We start from the raw sequence: 17,284 nt of genomic DNA, 5'->3' as shown, positions 1-17,284 counted from the left end.
GGCCTCAGGAGGCGGCTTCGCCCGGACCTGAAGCGGCCGGACCTGAAGCGGCCGGGCCCGAGGCGGCCGCCGGTGGCTTCTCCCGCGCCAGCAGGCGCTGGTAGAGCCAGCCCATGGCCACCAGCACCAGGCCGAGGCCGATGAAGGACAGGGCCCGCAGGACCCCCTCCAGATCCGCCATGTCGGACACGAACACCTTGACGACAGTGGCGACCATCACCGCCGCCGAGGCGAGGCGCAGGGTCCGCGAGCCGCGCCACAAGCCGACGGCGAGGAGCAGGATGCCGAAGGCGAGCCACGCGGCGGAATAGGCGTACCACTCGCCCGACGTGATGGCGTCCGCATCGAGCACCGGCCCCTGGAACAGCCGGCTCACCTGGAAGGTGACGTAGGCCAGCGCCAGCACCACTGCCAGCGCCCGGGCGGCGAGCCGCGCCTGGGCCCGCCCGGGCGGCTGCATCGCCGCGAAGCCGAGGGCCAGCGCCGCCGGAAGCGCATAGGCGAGGAGGAGGTCGTTGAACACCGGCCCGCCGACGCCCTGCCCGGTGGCAAAGGGATTGTTGCCAAGAAGGCCCGCCACCGCGCAAAGCGCCGCGAACGCGGCGACCAGATCGGAAAACAGCCGGTACAGCCAGCGCCCGGTCACCGTGGCGAGGCGCGACAGGCCCACCGCATAGGCACCATAGATGGCGGCGAGCAGCCCGGTCTCGAACAGGCGTGTGCCCGGCGCATAAACATCGCCCCCGTGGGCGAGATGGCGCACCTCGAACGCGACGAGCAGCACGGCGAACAGCAGCGCGAGGCATTCGTGCACCCGCCGGCTCCAGTCGTCCCCGCCCTTCGCCAGCAGGAAGGCCGCGCCGGCGAAGGCCAGGGCCGGCACGCCATAGCCCCACAGCAGCCAGTTGAAAATGGGGGTCGCGCCCGGATCGCCCCCGGCGATGGTGGGCAGCCACACGATGCGCGCCAGCACCACCATTGCGAGGGCGGCGGAGAACTGCCGCATTCCCGGCAGCGGCCGCTGGGTGGACACCCAGGCCACTCCGAGCGCCGCCAGGGCGAGGCTCACCGTGAGCCAGCCCTTCTCCAGCGCGAAGGTGAGGGCGAGGGCGAGGCTGACCACGCCGCCGGCGGCGAACACCGTCGCCCCGTTGCGCCGGCCGGCCTTGGTCAGCATCTCGGATGCCAGGGTGAAGACGAAGGCCAGCGCCAGCGCCAGCGCGGCGAAGGGCAGGCTGCGCTCCAGCTCGGCGAGGCGGGCATAGGCGGCGATGAGCATCAGCACCGGGCCGAGGGTGCCCGCCACCGCCCAGCCCAGCGCGAACACGCCCCGCCCGCGCCGCCGCGCGCCGCCAAGGCCGAAGCCGAGCAGAAGGGCCCCCATGCCGAAGCCATAGGTGACGAAATGGCCCACCGAGAGCCGCGCCGGCTCCGGCAGGGCGCCGGCCATGGGCCCCGCCGGGGCGAGCGCCGTGCCCGGCTCGGCCGGAAACACCCACTGGGTGAGGATGGCGGGCGCCAGCAGCGCGATGGCCAGGGTGGCGAAGGTGGCCGGCCGCACCCGCCAGGCCAGGGCGAGCACCCCGATGGCGCAGAGCACGAACAGCGCGAGCGGCGCCGCCGCCACATGCCCGGAGACGGCCGCCGCTGCCGTCACCGCCAGCGCGCCGGTCGCGCCGAGGGAGGACACCGGATCCGGCCGCGGCCCGGCCTGTGGTCCCCACAGCAGCCCGGGGGCGAGCAGGAGCACGGTGAACGCCAGCAGCACGAGGCCCAGGGCCCCGGAGGCACTCACCGCCTGCGGCACGTCGAAGACGACGAGGGTCAGCCCCCAGGCCACCACGCCGGCGATGGCGAGATAGGCAAGCCACGCCCAGCGCCGCACCCGCGCGACACCAAGCGCGCTCCCCGCCACGGCGGCGACGAGCAGCGCCACGCCCCAGGCATTGGGGTCGCTGGTGGTGATGAGGAAGGGCGTCACCGCCGCGCCGACGAAGCCGAGCGCCGCCAGCGCCGGCCCGTGCAGCAGCGCCGCGAGGAGCGTCGCGATGCCCGTCGCCGCCAGCAGCAGGAACGCCACCTGCGGCGGGATCAGGTGATAGAGCTCGTAGGCGGCATAGAGACTGCCGAAGGCGGTCATGGTCCCCGCGGCGGTGAGCACGCTCGGCACGTCGGGAATGTAGCCCTGGGCCGTCGGCACGCCCTCGAAGCCCGCCTTGCGGTCCTTGCGCCGCAGCCATTCCCCGGCGGCCAGCAGGAGGGCGGCGAGCAGCAGGCCGAATCCCACCCGCGCGGCGGGGCCGATGAGATCCTGCTCCACGGCGAAACGCACCAGGAAGACACCGCCCAGCGCCAGCGCGAGCCCGCCGACCCACACGGCCCAGCGCGCGCCGACCTTCTCCTCGAACCCGGCGAGGCGTTCCTTGAGGTCGCCCGGCGCCCAGGCAGGCGGCGCGGGCGGGGCGCCCGGCGCGGAGGGCGCGTCAGGCCGGGCGAAGGGCGGCGGCTGTGTCACGTCCTGCAGCGGCATGGATGCGTCGGCCGGCTCGGGAGCGGGCTCCGGCGGCAGGATATGTTCAGGCGCGGGCTCGGCCGGCGCCTCCGGGGGACGGGCCACGGGAGCTGCGGCGAGGGGCGCGGCCGCGGGCGGCGCGAAGGCCCGCGCGGCGACCTGCGCCTCCAGCGCCACGACCTTTTCCTCCAGCAGGCGAATGCGTCCGCGATGGGTCAGCGACAGCACGAACGCCACCAGCGTCATCACCGGAAAGGCGAGGACCACCAGACCGAGCAGCACCCATTCATCCATCGCACGCGCACCCGTTCCGCCGGCCGTCTCGGAGGTGACGTCACCGACCAGGTCGAACCAACCTGGCGGATACGCCCTCCCGGCCGCACCAGCGCGAGCCTAGCAGACTTAAGTTCGCAATTCTAAACGAACTTTTCCACCGCAACCGTGGCGGTAGGATGCACACGACAGGCGGCGGGCGGAGCCCTGCCCTCAGCCCTCGCTGAAGCGGTTGGTGACGGGATAGCGCCGGCCGCGGCCGAAATTGCGCCCCGTGACCTTCACCCCCGGCGCCGCCTGCCGGCGCTTGTATTCGGCGGTGTTGAGGAGGCGCTCCACCCGCGTCACCGTCTGCGCGTCGAAGCCGTCGGTGATCACCTTCGCCACCGGCTCCTCCCGCTCCACGAGGCGTTCGAGGATGGCGTCGAGCTCGGCGTAGGGCGGCAGCGAATCCTCGTCCTTCTGGCCCTCCGCGAGTTCCGCCGTGGGCGCCTTGTCGATGACCCGCTCGGGGATGACGAGGCCATCGGGGCCGAGCGCGTCCGCCGGCTTCCAGCGGTTGCGCAGGCGGGCGAGGCGGAACACCTCGCTCTTGTAGAGGTCCTTTACGGGGTTGAAGCCGCCGTTCATGTCGCCGTAGAGCGTAGCGTAGCCGGTGGACATCTCGGACTTGTTGCCGGTGGTCAGCACCAGCGACCCGAACTTGTTGGACACCGACATGAGCAGGGCGCCGCGCACGCGGGACTGGAGGTTCTCCTCCGTCACGTCGCGCCGGGTGCCCGCGAACAGCGGCGCCAGCGTTGCCTCGACCCCCTCGACCGCCGCGGCGATGGGCACGATGTCGTAGCGCACCGCGAGCGCCTCGGCGACGGCGGCGGCGTCCGACCGGCTTTCCTGCGACGTGTAGCGATAGGGCAGCATGATGCAGTGGACCCGCTCCGGCCCCAGCGCATCCACCGCCATGGCGGCGACGAGCGCGCTGTCGATGCCGCCGCTGAGACCCAGCACCACGCCGGGAAAGCGGTTCTTGTTCACGTAGTCGCGCAGGCCCACGACGCAGGCGGCATAGTCCGCCTGATCGCCCTCGATGCGGTCCGCCATGTTGGCGCCGAGGCACTTCCAGCCGTTCTCGAAGCGCTGCCACCTGGAGAGCCGCACCCGCTCCATGAAGCCAGGGAATTGCAGGGCGAGGAAGCGATCGGGATTGAGGGCGAACGAGGCGCCGTCGAAGACCAGTTCGTCCTGCCCGCCCACCTGGTTCACATAGAGCAGCGGCAGGTTGCTCTCCACCACGCGCGCCACCACCGTATTCTCGCGCTCGGCATAGACCGAGCGGCGATAGGGCGAGCCGTTGGGCACGATCAGGATCTCGGCGCCGGTCTCGGTGAGGCATTCCACCACGTCCGGACCCCAGATGTCCTCGCAGATGGGCACGCCGAGGCGCACGCCCCTGAACGGGATCGGTCCCGGCAGGGGACCGGCGGCAAACACGCGCTTTTCGTCGAACACCCCGTAATTGGGCAGGTCCACCTTGTGGCGGATGGCGGAGATGCGGCCCTCTTCCAGCAGCAGCACGGAATTGTGGAGCCGCCCCTCATCCACCCAGGGAGAACCGATGAGCAGGGCCGGGCCATCCACGCTCTCGTCCGCGAGCGTCTCGATGGCGGCGCGGCAGGCCTGCTGGAAAGCCGGCTTCAGCACGAGGTCTTCCGGTGGATAGCCGGAGATGAACAGCTCCGGGAAGACCACGAGGTCCGCCCCCGCGTCGCGGGCGCTGGCCGCGGTGCGCCGGGCGAGGGCGAGATTGCCGGCCACGTCGCCCACCGTCGGGTTGAGCTGGGCAACAGCAATGAAGAGCGTGTCTGCGGGACCGCTGGTCTCGGGGCTGGTCATGGCTTCCCTGTAACCGCAGGCGCTTGCGGGGAAAAGGAGAAGAAAAAGGCAGGCGCCCGTTCTGCCTCATCTCGCGCCACGTTCATCCCGCGACACGTTCATCTCGCGCCCATTTGGCGAGCATCTCGCGTCATTTGGCCGGTCAGAGCCCGAGCCGGGCCCACAGGGCGCGCTCTTCCGCCGCGCCGATCACCCCCTCGGCCGCGGAGCGGGCGAGACCGCCGGCAAAGCCGCTGGGCCGGCGCAGGAAGAAGGGGGAGGAGCCTTGCACCAGCGGCATCAGGACATCCTCGCCGTAGCGGGCCTTGAGGATGCCGCGCACGTCGCCGAGGCCGTCCACGAGGCCGAGGCCCGCCGCCTGGGTGCCGAGCCAGAACTCGCCGGTGAAGAGCTGCTCGTCTTCCCCGACGAGGGCATCGCCGCGTCGGGAGCGCACGAGGTCCACGAACACCGTGTGCAGTTCCTTCAGCAGCGTGTCGAGCCGCTCCACGTCCTCGGGCCGGGTCGGGCGGAAGGGGTCGAGCGTCACCTTGCGCTCGCCGGCGGTGAAGACGCGGCGCTCGATTCCCAGTTTCTCGATGGCCTTGTCGAAACCGAAGCCCGCCGTCACCACGCCGATGGAACCGACGATTGAACAGGGATCGGCGAAGATCTCGTCGGCCGCGCAGGCGATCATGTAGCCGCCCGAGGCCGCCGCATCCTCCAAGAAGGCGAAGACGTGCTTCTCCTTTTCCTGCGCCAGCGCCCGGATGCGGCGGAAGATCAGGTGCGACTGCACCGGCGAGCCGCCCGGCGAATTGATCAGCAGCGCCACCGCCGGCGCGCCCTTCACCGCGAACGCCTTGTCGAGGACCTTGGAAATGCCGGCGAGGGTGAGGCTCTGGCTGAAGGGCGTCGACATGCCGATGGGGCCGGACAGCCGCACCACGGGCACCACGGGGAGGTCCCGGCGCCACTTTTTCGGAAGGATGCCGCGGGCACGGCGCGAAAGGGAGGAGAGAAGGGTGTCGGCCATGCCCCAAGATGTAGGAGGTCGCAGCCACCGGCTCAAGGCGCGAGCAAGCCGCGGCCGTCCCGCAGCGCCGCCGCGGCCGCCCGCGTCGCGCTCCCGTCGCGCTCGGCCAGGACGAGCCCCGGCAGCAAGATGGGCGGCGTGCGACGCCCCTTGACCGCGCGGACGAGGATCCGCACCGCCGGCCGGTCGGGGCGCGGGTGAACCGGCAGGATCTCCACCGCGCCGAAGCGGCCATGGAGCGCCGCGAGCACCTCCGCCAACGCTTCGGGCCGATGGATCAGGCACAGCACGCCGCGCGCGGCGAGGCAGCGGTCGGCGGCCCGCACCCAGTCCTCCAGCAGCCCTTCCCCGGCCATGTGGGCACGGGCGCGACCGTCATGGGGAGAGGTGCGATGGCGCGTCTCGGCGTTGAAGGGCGGGTTCATCAGCGCGAGGTCCGCGGCCCCGGCCGCAGGCTCCGGCGGGCCGGACGGGCGTGCGAGCGCCAGTACGTCGGCGGCGACGACCCGTGCCCGGCCGGCAAGGCCGTTCAGCGCGACGTTTTCCTGCGCCAGGGCGGCGAGTTCGGGCACCACCTCCACCAGCGCGGCGGAGGCCTGCGGGACACGCACGAGGAAGGCGAGGCCGGCGCTGCCGACCCCTGCGCCGAGGTCGATGGCGCGGCGCCGGTCGGCCGGCGCGAGGGCGGCGAGCAGGAGCGCATCGTGCCCCACCCGGTGCCCGTCACGGAGTTGACGCAGCGTAAGTCGGCCATCGAGCACACCGTCGACGGTCACGCCGCCGGTCGACGCGGCGTCAGTCTCCATCGCGGAGCGCCGCGCCGAAGCCGGCCTCCTTCAAGAGGCGGCGGGCGCGAACGGCGTCCTCGTCGACGACCAGAAGCCGGCGGGGAAGAATGCCGATATAGCCCTCCATGGCGCTCATGTACTGATCCGCGACCATGTGCCCGATATCGGCGGAGGTAAAAAGCGCCTCGATGGCGCCGAGCAGCACCAGATCGTTGGTCCGCACCAGCTCCTGCATCATATACCACCCGACGTCGCGGCAATGTGCCCGCCCGTGCCGACGAAAGACGGCCTGCCGGAGCTTGCACGGAACCCGTCAGCATCCCTATGGTGCGGCCCAAAGAATGACAAGCGGGAGCGTTTCTTGGCGCTAGTCCTTCCGTTCGAGCCGAACGAGCCCTCCATCGAGGCCCTGGTGGCCCTGGTGAAGGCGGATATGGAGCGCGTGAACGCCGCCATCCTGGCGCGCACGGGCTCCGACGTGGCGATGATTCCCGAGGTGGCCAACCACCTCATCTCGTCGGGCGGCAAGCGGCTGCGGCCGATGCTGACGCTCGCCTGCGCGGCGCTCTCCGGCTACCGGGGCGACGGCCACATCAAGCTCTCGGCTTCCGTGGAGTTCATGCATACCGCCACGCTGCTGCATGACGACGTGGTGGACGAGAGCGACATGCGCCGCGGCAAGCTGGCCGCCCGCAAGCTCTGGGGCAACGAGGCGAGCGTGCTGGTGGGTGACTTCCTGCTCGGCCAGGCCTTCAAGATGATGGTAGAGGTGGGCTCCCTCACCTGCCTCGACATCCTCTCCAACGCCGCCTGCGTCATCGCCGAGGGCGAGGTGATGCAGCTCGCGGCCGCCAAGAACACCCATACCTCCGAGGACGACTACCTCGCCGTGATCCGAGGCAAGACCGCCGAGCTGTTCGCCGCCGCCTGCGAGGTGGGGGCGGTGCTCGGCCAGCGGCCCAAGGCGGAGCAGGCGGCCTGCCGCTCCTACGGCATGAATCTCGGCATCGCCTTCCAGCTGGTGGACGACGCCCTGGACTATGGCGGCAGCCAGGCCAAGCTCGGCAAGAACGTGGGCGACGACTTCCGCGAGGGCAAGATCACCCTGCCCGTGCTGCTGGCCTTCCGCCGCGGCGACGAGAAGGAGCGTGCATTCTGGCAGCGCTGCCTCGAGAAGGGCGAATCGGGTGATGCCGACCTCGCCCAGGCCATCGGCCTGCTCACCAAGCACCGGGCCATCGCCGACACCGTGGAACGGGCCCGCCATTACGGCGCCATCTCCAAGGACGCGCTGGCTCTCTTCCCGGCGTGCGCGGCCAAGGACGCCCTGATGGAGGCGGTGGACTTCTGCCTGTCGCGCGCCCACTGAGCGCCGGCCGGGGCTGAGAGGGGCGAGACCGGATTTCCGGGGTCCCGCACTCGAAGCCCCTTCCCGGCGCGCGGGGAAACTCCCGCCCGTCCGCTCCAGCTGCGATCTGCTATAAGGCCCGGCGTCCGCGCCCGGAGGTCTGCCTCATGTTCCGTATCGCCCATCTCTCCGATCCTCACCTCGGCCCCATACCCGAGGCGCGGATCTCGGAGCTGCTGGGCAAGCGCTTTTTCGGGATGATGAACTGGATCGGCGCGCGGCGGCGCAATTTCGGGGCGGCCACCCTCACCCCGCTCATCGACGACCTCATCGCCCAGCAGCCGGACCACATCTGCGTCACCGGCGACCTGGTGAACGTGAGCCTGCCGGCGGAATTCGACACCGGTGCCACCTTCCTCGCCTCGCTGGGTACCCCGGACCAGGTGAGCGTGGTGCCGGGCAACCACGACGCCTATGTGCGCTCGGCCATGCACTACCATCTCGAGCACTGGGCCCCCTTCCTCGCCGGCGACGACACCCATCCGCACACGCCGGTGGACGTGGACGCCTTTCCCTATGTGCGGCGCCGGGGGCCGGTGGCGGTGGTGGGGGTTTCCACCGCCGTGCCCACCGCGGTGTTCCTGGCCAGCGGCGAGGTGGACCGGGGCCAGCGCGCGCGCCTCGCGGCCCTGCTCGCGACGCTCAAGTCGGAAGGGCTGTTCCGCGTGGTGATGATCCACCATCCGCCGGTGGGCGAGCGCCCCTTCCATCGTGACCTGCGCAATGCGGCTGCGGTGCGCGCCGTGCTGGCCGAGGCCGGGGCGGAACTGGTGCTGCACGGTCATGACCATCGCGCCTCCCTCGGCCACATTCCGGCGACGGGCGGCGCCATTCCGGTGGTCGGGGTGCCCTCCGCCTCCGCCGGGCCGGACGATGATCGCGGTCCCGGCGGATATTGCCTCTACCGCATCTCGGGCACGCCGGGCGCCTGGCGCTGCGAAATGGAGCGCCGGGGCTATGCCAACGGCACGGCGGCCGTTCTCTCTCTCGACACGAAGGTTCTCGTGGGCGAAGGCGCGGCCGCGTAACAGTTGTGGCGGCATCACGTCTATGGCGTGGCGATGTCCTTGCGGCGCCCGGAATTGTGTAACGCCTTGCTACATTTGTTTAATTACAGAACTTTAAGTTGCTCGCAGGGGCTACTGCGCCGATCCTTCCTTCGTCCCTTGAAGGAGGACTTCACATGAAACGAGCCGTCATTGCCGCCACCGCCGCTGCGCTCATCGCCGGCTCTGCAGCGACGTACGCCGCCAATTCCAATGCCGGGGCGGATCGCACCGCTCGCTGGCAGCCGACCGCCGAGGATCGCGTCATCCTCACCGACGCGCGCCTCGCCGCGCTCAAGACCGCCCTGAAGCTCACCCCGGACCAGGAAAAGCTGTGGCCGAGCGTCGAGGCCACGCTGAAAGACGTGTCCAAGGATCGGGCGGCGCGCCGCGATCAGGCGCGCACGGCCCGCGAGGCGGCAAGGCAGGCGAACACCGCGCCTGATCCCATTGCCCGCATGCGCGCCATGGCAACCCGCATGGACGCCAGCGCAGCCGACCTGCGCAAGATCGCCGACGCGGCCGATCCGCTCTACAAGACCCTCGACGACGCCCAAAAGCATCGCCTCAACGTGCTGATCCGGCAGAACTTTCATGGCATGGGCGGTCATCACGGCCCGCGCGGCGAGGGCCCCCGCCGCGGCTGAAAATGCGGCGATGCCCGGGCGGTCTCCCACGGCCGCCCGGGCATTCATGAGATTGTTTCATGGATGCGTTGACGAATATTGATTTTCATTGGAGGCGCCAGTCCCCCTAGAATAGCTGTGAAACGCCCTTCCGGGCGGCACAGCGAGCGCGTTCATGTCGTCCTCATCTTCCACGCCCATCCCTGCCGGGAGCGGGCGCGCCGCGATTCCCGCCATCCTCATCGTGATCGCGGGCTGCGCGGTCGCCCTCATCACCTTCGGCCCGCGCTCCGTGTTCGGGCTGTTCCTGCTGCCCATGTCGCAGGAATTCGGCTGGGGCCGTGACGTGTTCGGCTTTTCCGTCGCCATCCAGAACCTGCTTTGGGGCGTGGGCTCGCCCTTCGCCGGCGCCGTGGCGGACCGATTCGGCACCGTCCGCGTCATGTGCGTCGGCGCCCTGGTCTACGCCGCCGGCCTCGTGCTGATGGCCTATGCCACCACGCCCGGCCTGCTCCACCTCAGCGCCGGCGTGCTGGTGGGCTTCGGCCTCTCGGCCGCATCCTTCAACCTGGTGCTCGCGGCCTTCGGCAAGATCCTGCCCAACGAGTGGAAGTCCATCGGCTTCGGCGCGGCGACGGCGGCTGGCTCGTTCGGCCAGTTCCTGTTCCCGCCGCTCACCCGTGGGCTCATGGACTCCATCGGCTGGCACGAGACGCTGATCGTGTTCGGTGTCTCCATGCTGCTGGTGATGCCCTTCTCCCTCGCGCTGGCGACGCGCGGGGCGGCCCAGCGGCAGACGACGGGCCCCGCCCACGCGCCGCAGCAGGGCATCGGTGCCGCCATCGGCGAGGCGCTCCGGCACCCGAGCTACGTGTTGCTCGTGCTTGGCTTCTTCACCTGCGGCTTCCAGCTCGCCTTCATCACCGTGCACATGCCGGCCTTCCTCGTGGACAACGGCATGAGCCTCACGGTGGGCGCCTACACGCTGGCGCTTATCGGCCTGTTCAACATCTTCGGCTCGCTCACCGCCGGCTACCTGACCAACCGCATGTCACGCAAGTGGCTGCTCGCCTGGATCTATGCCGGGCGCGGGGTGGCCATCGCACTATTCGTGCTCACGCCGATCACGCAACTCTCCTGCTACATGTTCGGCGCGGCCATGGGCTTCCTTTGGCTGTCCACCGTGCCGCCCACGTCCAGCCTCGTGATGCTGATGTTCGGCACCCGCTACATGGCGATGCTCTACGGATTTGCCTTCTTCTCCCACCAGGTCGGCGGCTTCCTGGGGGTATGGCTGGGTGGCAAGCTCTACGTGGCGACGGGCTCCTACAACTGGGTGTGGTGGCTTTCGGTGGCCCTTTCCTTCGCCTCGGCGGCCATCAACCTGCCGATCAAGGAACGCCCCGTGGAGCGCGCGCCCCTGCCCGCCTGACGGCGGACCGGAACAACACGCCCGCCGGAAATCGACACCCCGCCGGGCGCTTCCGGCTCCCTGTGGCGCCACGACTCTTGACAAAAGCAGGCCCCGTCTGCGCAACGTGGTACAAGATCAACAGGTATTCGCGAACGAGCCATGCGCAGCACGCTTCTCGCGGCCTTGGGCTTCGCCGCATTGGCGTCGGCTCCGGCCGCCGCCCAGCAGCTCACTGCCGATCAGGCGCGGGAATTCGTCGTCGGCCGCAATTTCACGTTCAACTGCTTCGAGGGAACGAAGGGGTCTGGACGGGTGTATCCCGACGGCTCCGTCGCCGGCATCATCACCATCCGGGACAATGCTCCCCGCTTTGTCCGCCTGCCGCCCAACACGCTGCGCGTGCGGGGCGAGGCGGTGTGCGGCTTCGTCAAGGGCATGACCTTCGAGCCTTGCTTCGACCTGGTGAAGACCAGCACCACCACCTTCCGCGGCTCGCTGTCGGGAGTGCAGACCATGTGGTGCGACTTCGTCAGCTTCGGCACGGAGCGCCAGCAGGTGGCCTCGCGCCGCTCCAAGTCGAAGGCGCGCAGCCCGGCGGAAGCTTCAGCCGAATAGCAGGGCAGCGGGCCAGGTTCTCGCTCCGGTTCGCTCCCCGGTTCATTCCTCGCCGCGCTTCAGGCGGGAACGCCCGGCTCGGTGGCCGGCGCGCCCGGGGCGGTTGTGTCCGGCGCCTGCCGGCCCTCGATACGCGGGCGCATGCGACCCAGCTCCCGACCCGCATGCTCCATGAAGGTGCGCACCCGCGCGGTCGACTTGATGTCCGGGTGGGTGAGCAGCCAGAGGCCCGATTCCATCTCAGCCTGTGGGCCGATGAGCTGGACGAGGCCCGGCGTCACCGCCGCGATGAAACACGGCAGCACGGCGAGGCCAATGCCCGCCGCCGCCGCCTCGGCCAATCCCAGCACCGTATTGATGCGGTAGACGAGCTTTTCCTCGCCCACCCGCTCGCGCAGCCATTTGGCCGGCTTGATGGAGCCGAGATTGTCGGAGAAGCCGATCCAGTCGAACCGGCGCAGGTCGCCGGTGACGAGCGGCTCCTTCGGCGCCAGGTCCGCACGGCAATAGATGCCCCAGGCGATGGAAGCAATCCTCCGCCCGACCAGCGTATCCCCCGGACGGTCGCTGGCGCGCACGGCTACGTCGGCGTCGCGCTTGGACAGGCTGAGCGACTGGTTGGAAATGACCACGTCCAGCCGGATTTCCGGATAGGCCGCGCGGAAGGAGGCGAAAACCGGGGTCAGCATGTGCACGAGCAGCGTGTCATTGGTGGTGACGCGCAATTCGCCGGAGGGGCGCAGGTCCTGCCCGGTGATGCGCCGCTCCACGGCGGTCACCTCCTCGCCCATGCGCTCGGCAAGGCGGACCATCTCCTCGCCCGTGGGGGTCACCACGTAACCGGAGCGGGCCCGCTCGAACAGGCGTGCACCCAGTTGCTCCTCCAGCGTCCCGAGGCGGCGAAAGACCGTGGAATGGTTCACGCCCAGCTGCTCCGCCGCTCCGGCGAGCGTCCCGCTCTCGGCAATGGCCCGCACCAGGCGGAAATCATCCCACGCAATCATTTGAATTGCACCGATGCAAGTTTGATCTGGTTTTTATAAGTATGGCTTTGCGTCGCTGCGAAAGCTAGATCGATAGTCACCTTGAACCGGAGACTCCTCCCATGGTTGACCCCCGCACCGCTCCCTACGGCCTTCTCCTCCTTCGCCTCGCGCTCGGCCTCATGTGGATCTCGCACGCGCTGTTGAAGGTGTTCGTCTTCACCGTGCCGGGCTTCGCCGGCTTCCTGACCAAGATCGGCATGCCCCCCGCGCTCGCCCTTCCGATCATCGCCGTGGAACTGATCGGCGGCATCCTGATCGTGGCCGGCATCTACGCCCGGCAGGTGGCCATTCTGCTCATTCCGATCATGCTCGGCGCCCTCAACTACCACGCCCCCAACGGCTGGGTGTTCTCGGTGGCCGGCGGTGGCTGGGAATATCCCGCTTTCCTCGTGGTGGCGTCGCTGACCCTGGCCCTGGCCGGCGAGGGCGCCTATGCGCTGAGGCCCGCCGCCCTCATCCCCGGTGGCCGCCGCGCGGTGGCGTGACACCGACCTCGCGACAAGCATGCGGCCGGCCCCGGACGGGACCGGCCGTTTTTCATGGGTGCGCCGCGCGCCGTACCGGCATCAGGCGCTGAGGCGCTGCGGCGCCGACCGGAAGGCCGCCTCCATCTCGCGGCGGATGCGCACGGTGTCGCTGTCGGCCATCTCCACATCGGCCCAGCCCACCGTTCCGCCCTTCGTCACGGGGCGCTTCAGCACCACATTGTGGGCAAGACCGATGGGCAGCGCCCCCGCCCGAAGGGAATCCTCCGCCCGCATGATCCTGCCGTAGACGGTATAGCCCCCTTCCCCGTCCAGCCTTTCGCCGGCGGCGAGATCGCGCTTGGCGGTGGCGGCGACATCGGAGAAGAAGCCGATGGCGGAGCCCGTCGCCTCGCCCCGCAAGGCCGCAGCCGCCACCGACACGCCGAGTTCCAGCCCGATGAGGTGATAGGGCCGGTAGAGTGCCGTGTAGCGACCGGACGGATCGGTCACCATGCCGTATTCCTTGAAGCAGCGCCGGGCATAGTCGCCGCGGGCGGAAGGGTCGGCCTCCAGCACCACATAGACTCCCCAGCGCAGGTCGCGGAACACCGGCCGCCCGTCGAGCTCCAGGGAGGAGACCACCTCGACCATGCCCGCCTCCTCCAGCACGCCGCCATCGGCGCGGGGCTTCAGCAGGCGCGGAAGGTCGTCCACGCCGCAGGGCGGGAAGAGCAGTCCGTCGCGCGGCGCCTTCAGGCCGGTCATGTTGGAGATGGCGGCCATCTCGATGGCCGATTTGGTGCCGTCGACGAAGGAATTGAACATCTGCGGATTCATGCCGCCTGCCTCGGCCATCTCCCGCGGGATGGCGAGGTTGTCCCACACGGTCTGCGGCGTGGAACCGTGGAAGGCCGGCAGATGCCGCGTGCCCTTGCCCGCCGCCACCACGCGGAAGCCGCAGGTCTCGGCCCAGTCCACCATGTCGCAGACGAGGGCCGGCTGATCGCCATAGGCCGCCGCATAGACGACGCCTGCCGCCTGTGCCCTGCGGGCAAGGAGGGGACCGGCGAGCACGTCCGCCTCCACCGTCACCATCACGACGTGCCGTCGGTGGGCGATGGCGGCCAGCGCATGGCGGATGCCCGCGGCCGGGCTGCCGGTGGCGTCCACCACCACTTCGAGTTCATCGGCGGCGATGAGGGCCGTGGCATCCTCGGTCACCACCGTGCGGCCGGTGCGGCGGGCATCGTCGAAATCCCGCGTCACAGCCGTGTCCGCATCCCACCCCGTGGACTTCAGCGCCGCGACGGCGCGGTCGCGGGAGAGGTCGGCGATGCCATACAGATGCATGCCGGGTGTGGTGCGCACCTGGGACAGGAACATGGAGCCGAACTTGCCGGCGCCGATGAGGCCGACGCGGACAGGCCGCCCCTCGGCCGCCCGGGCCTTGAGCTTCCGCGCGAGGTTCATGGAGCGAGGTCCTCCCATTCTCGTTGGCTGCGGCGTCGTTGGCGCACCGCGGCTTGGACGCACCGCCGTTTGGGCGCCACGTGCCGGCGCTTGAAACGATTTGCAACACCCACAATAAGTTGATGTTGCGGCCCCTGTCTCGCACCCTTCATGGTGCAATGCAGTCATGCCCCGCCTTTCAACACGAGTCGCCTTCCGTGCGTGCAGCCTCCCTCCTTGCCTTTTGTGCCCTCCTCCTCCCGCTTCCGCTTCACGCGGCCCAGGTCAGCGTGCGCGGCACGGAGATCCTGGTGGACGGCCGCCCGTTCGTGCCCAACGGCGCCAGCGGGGAGACCCGCCTCGTCGAGCTCAAGGCCCTCGGCGCCAACGTGCTGCGCACCTATGGCCAGGAGCCCGGTGAAATTCTCGACGCCGCCCAGCGCGCGGGGCTGAAGGTGATCGTCGGCTTCTGGATGGGGCATCCCCGCCTCGGCTTCGATTACGCGAACCGAGGCGCGGTGAGCGCGCAACTCGAGGCGCTGCGCCATATGGTGGAGCGATACCGCACCCATCCCGCCCTGCTCATGTGGGGCATCGGCAACGAGGTGGAGAACGAGCTATCCCCGGAAGAGGCCATGCCGGTCTGGCCCGCCATCGAGGAGGCAGCGAAGCTGGTCAAGACGCTGGACGGCCAGCACCCCACCATGGCGGTGGTGGCGGAACTGGGGGGCGAGAAGGCAGCGACCCTCAAGCGCCTCGCCCCGAGCATCGACGTGCTCGGTATCAACGGCTACGGCGACGGCCTGCTGACGGTTCTCGCCCGCGCCCGGGCGCAGGGCTGGACCGGCCCGGTGATCCTGACGGAGATGGGACCGCTTGGTCATTGGGATGCTCAGCGCATGCCCTGGGGGGCGCGACAGGAGCTCACATCCAGCGAGAAGGCCGCCCGCACGCAGCGCTACCTTGTGGCGGCCCGGCTCGCGGGCGTGGGTGTCCTGCCATTTCTATGGGGCCAGAAGCAGGAGGTGACCCCCACCTGGTATTCCCTGTTTCTGCCCACCGGCGAATGGACCGAGACCGTGGAGGTGATGGCCGGCGCCTGGGGCGGCACGGTGCCGGGCGGGCCGAACCGGGCGCCGCGCATCCTCTCGCTCGGCTTCGCCGGATCGGCAGCCATCGGGGAGAAAGAAGAGCGGCAGGTACGGCTTGCCGCCACCGATCCGGACGGGGACCCTCTCAAGGCCGAATGGCAGATCATGGCCGAGACCACGGCGCGCAGCGTGGGCGGGGATCCCGAGAGCGTGCCGCCCAGCTTCCCCGAGGGCCTTCATGATCCCGCCCTCACCGGGGTGCGCATCGGCGGGCTGGCGCCGGGCCACTACCGCGTCTTCGTGGTGCTGCGCGACGGCCGCGGCGCCGCCGCGACGGGCAACCTGCCGTTCGAGGTGCGATAGAACGGTTTCGTGCGAGGCGGCTGCCGGCAGCCTTGAAGGGCGGCTTGGTTGCTGGGCGACTCAGTTGCTGGGCGACTTGCAGAAATCGCGTCAGGCTGACCTCGGCCGGGCCTTCCACAGTTCAGCGAAATGCGATCCCTCCGGAGCGGGCTGGAGCTTGCATGGGGCCGCAGCCGCCGTCCGGCGGTGCTCACTTTGCGACATCCGCCTGTTCCATCCTTCTTTCTCGGAGACCTTTGATGGCGAAGATCGACAGGCTCATGGTGGGCGAAGCCCTCGTGGGCGACGGCAACGAGGTGGCCCATATCGATCTGATCATGGGCCCCCGGGGCTCCTCGGCCGAGACGGCCTTCGTCAATGCCCTGACCAACAACAAGGATGGCTTCACGACCCTGCTCGCCGTGGTGGAGCCGAACCTGCTCGCCAAGCCTGCGACGGTGCTCTTCAACAAGGTGACCATCAAGGACGCCAGGCAGGCCGTCCAGATGTTCGGTCCGGCGCAGTATGCGGTGGCGAAGGCGGTGACCGATTGCGTGGCGGACGGGACCATTCCGGTCGAGGAGGCGGACGACATCTTCATCTGCGTCGGCGTGTTCATCCATTGGGATGCGACCGACAATGCGAAGATCCAGGCCTTCAACCACGAGGCAACGCGGCTTGCCATCACCAGGGCCGTCACCGGCACGCCGCGCCCGGAAGAGGTCCTGGCGCGCGTTTCGACCGCACGCCACCCGTTCGCAGCGGACTGAGAGGACCGCCGCGAGACGTGCCGGCAGGATCAGTCGCGCAACAGGGCGATGAGGTCGCGGGCGATCCAGGTTCCCGCGCCGGCAAGCGCCGCACCGGCGACGAAGGCGAGCGCCATCCAGTGCGTGCCGGCGAGGCAAAGCCCCACAAGCAGACCCGACATGGCGCAGGAAAATGCCACCACCAGCACCGCAGCGCTGTGACGAGCCACATCGTCCCCCGCCGCGAAGCTTCTTGCCGCGGCACGCGCGGCGGGCGGGCCTGCCCCCCCCTCCCATTCATAAGCCACGTTGTCCTCCCCGCACCGCAGTCCTGCGGCTCACAATGTTGAACGATGATTAGAACAGAAAGATAAGTCGTTTTCACTCGTTTTTTTGGGCGACCACAGATGACCATCGCCGCGATGGATTGAAAAGCCCGGCGCGCTGCATAGCAACACGTCGGCAATGGATGTTATCGCATGCTTTTCCGATCGCCCCGCTGCACCGCAACACGATCATGCCTGACCAATTGCATGCAATTGGCGCGGGA

The 17,284-nt window shown here is 69.6% G+C and carries 16 protein-coding genes; 8 read left to right on the top strand and 8 right to left on the bottom strand.

Annotated features, from left to right (window positions below; translation table 11 throughout):
• Positions 1 to 4: 4 nt before the first annotated feature.
• The 5 genes from EZH22_RS16340 to EZH22_RS16320 form a co-directional block, all read right to left on the bottom strand.
• On the bottom strand, positions 5 to 2,806 hold the full coding sequence (locus EZH22_RS16340; protein WP_203191605.1) for a DUF2339 domain-containing protein: 2,802 nt from the start codon (positions 2,804 to 2,806) through the stop codon (positions 5 to 7).
• Positions 2,807 to 2,998: 192 nt separating this feature from the next.
• On the bottom strand, positions 2,999 to 4,678 hold the full coding sequence (locus tag EZH22_RS16335; protein ID WP_203191604.1) for an NAD+ synthase: 1,680 nt from the start codon (positions 4,676 to 4,678) through the stop codon (positions 2,999 to 3,001).
• Positions 4,679 to 4,820: 142 nt separating this feature from the next.
• A complete protein-coding gene (locus tag EZH22_RS16330; protein ID WP_203191603.1) occupies positions 4,821 to 5,693 on the bottom strand; it encodes a S49 family peptidase in 873 nt (290 codons plus the stop codon).
• Between the two features lie 32 nt (positions 5,694 to 5,725).
• Positions 5,726 to 6,499: a tRNA1(Val) (adenine(37)-N6)-methyltransferase gene (locus tag EZH22_RS16325; protein ID WP_203191602.1), complete on the bottom strand. Its 774-nt coding sequence runs from the start codon at positions 6,497 to 6,499 to the stop codon at positions 5,726 to 5,728.
• Positions 6,489 to 6,719, bottom strand: a complete 231-nt coding sequence (locus tag EZH22_RS16320) for a putative signal transducing protein (protein WP_408647607.1) — start codon at positions 6,717 to 6,719, stop codon at positions 6,489 to 6,491. The genes EZH22_RS16325 and EZH22_RS16320 overlap by 11 nt, the downstream gene beginning before the upstream one ends.
• A gap of 123 nt (positions 6,720 to 6,842) precedes the next feature.
• Between EZH22_RS16320 and EZH22_RS16315 the strand changes: the two genes are divergently transcribed.
• From EZH22_RS16315 to EZH22_RS16295, 5 genes are all read left to right on the top strand, one after another.
• A complete protein-coding gene (locus tag EZH22_RS16315) occupies positions 6,843 to 7,850 on the top strand; it encodes a polyprenyl synthetase family protein (RefSeq protein WP_203191601.1) in 1,008 nt (335 codons plus the stop codon).
• Between the two features lie 146 nt (positions 7,851 to 7,996).
• Complete coding sequence (locus EZH22_RS16310; RefSeq protein WP_203191600.1) at positions 7,997 to 8,917, top strand: metallophosphoesterase family protein; 921 nt, start codon at positions 7,997 to 7,999, stop codon at positions 8,915 to 8,917.
• A gap of 155 nt (positions 8,918 to 9,072) precedes the next feature.
• Positions 9,073 to 9,582: a Spy/CpxP family protein refolding chaperone gene (locus EZH22_RS16305; protein WP_203191599.1), complete on the top strand. Its 510-nt coding sequence runs from the start codon at positions 9,073 to 9,075 to the stop codon at positions 9,580 to 9,582.
• Between the two features lie 154 nt (positions 9,583 to 9,736).
• Positions 9,737 to 10,993 (top strand): MFS transporter, encoded by a 1,257-nt coding sequence (locus EZH22_RS16300; protein WP_203191598.1) that lies wholly within the window; start codon positions 9,737 to 9,739, stop codon positions 10,991 to 10,993.
• Between the two features lie 141 nt (positions 10,994 to 11,134).
• Positions 11,135 to 11,590: a hypothetical protein gene (locus EZH22_RS16295; RefSeq protein ID WP_203191597.1), complete on the top strand. Its 456-nt coding sequence runs from the start codon at positions 11,135 to 11,137 to the stop codon at positions 11,588 to 11,590.
• A gap of 59 nt (positions 11,591 to 11,649) precedes the next feature.
• On the opposite strand, the gene EZH22_RS16290 is transcribed toward EZH22_RS16295, so the two are convergent.
• A complete protein-coding gene (locus EZH22_RS16290) occupies positions 11,650 to 12,594 on the bottom strand; it encodes a LysR family transcriptional regulator (protein ID WP_203191596.1) in 945 nt (314 codons plus the stop codon).
• Positions 12,595 to 12,695: 101 nt separating this feature from the next.
• On the opposite strand from EZH22_RS16290, the gene EZH22_RS16285 reads away from it, so the two are divergent.
• Positions 12,696 to 13,121, top strand: a complete 426-nt coding sequence (locus tag EZH22_RS16285; RefSeq protein ID WP_203191595.1) for a DoxX family protein — start codon at positions 12,696 to 12,698, stop codon at positions 13,119 to 13,121.
• Between the two features lie 81 nt (positions 13,122 to 13,202).
• On the opposite strand, the gene EZH22_RS16280 is transcribed toward EZH22_RS16285, so the two are convergent.
• Positions 13,203 to 14,573, bottom strand: coding sequence for an NAD(P)H-dependent oxidoreductase (locus EZH22_RS16280; RefSeq protein ID WP_203191594.1), 1,371 nt, complete (start codon positions 14,571 to 14,573; stop codon positions 13,203 to 13,205).
• Between the two features lie 197 nt (positions 14,574 to 14,770).
• On the opposite strand from EZH22_RS16280, the gene EZH22_RS16275 reads away from it, so the two are divergent.
• On the top strand, positions 14,771 to 16,006 hold the full coding sequence (locus EZH22_RS16275; protein ID WP_203191593.1) for a glycoside hydrolase 5 family protein: 1,236 nt from the start codon (positions 14,771 to 14,773) through the stop codon (positions 16,004 to 16,006).
• A 239-nt stretch (positions 16,007 to 16,245) separates the two neighbouring features.
• Positions 16,246 to 16,755 (top strand): formaldehyde-activating enzyme, encoded by a 510-nt coding sequence (fae, locus tag EZH22_RS16270; RefSeq protein WP_203191592.1) that lies wholly within the window; start codon positions 16,246 to 16,248, stop codon positions 16,753 to 16,755.
• A gap of 29 nt (positions 16,756 to 16,784) precedes the next feature.
• Here the strand turns inward: fae and EZH22_RS16265 are convergent, their stop codons facing one another.
• On the bottom strand, positions 16,785 to 16,964 hold the full coding sequence (locus EZH22_RS16265) for a hypothetical protein (RefSeq protein ID WP_203191591.1): 180 nt from the start codon (positions 16,962 to 16,964) through the stop codon (positions 16,785 to 16,787).
• Positions 16,965 to 17,284: the final 320 nt, after the last annotated feature.

Origin of the sequence: Xanthobacter dioxanivorans, assembly GCF_016807805.1 — a bacterium.
In the GTDB taxonomy this organism is placed as follows: domain Bacteria; phylum Pseudomonadota; class Alphaproteobacteria; order Rhizobiales; family Xanthobacteraceae; genus Xanthobacter; species Xanthobacter dioxanivorans.
This window is presented reverse-complemented; position numbering and strand designations above follow the sequence as displayed.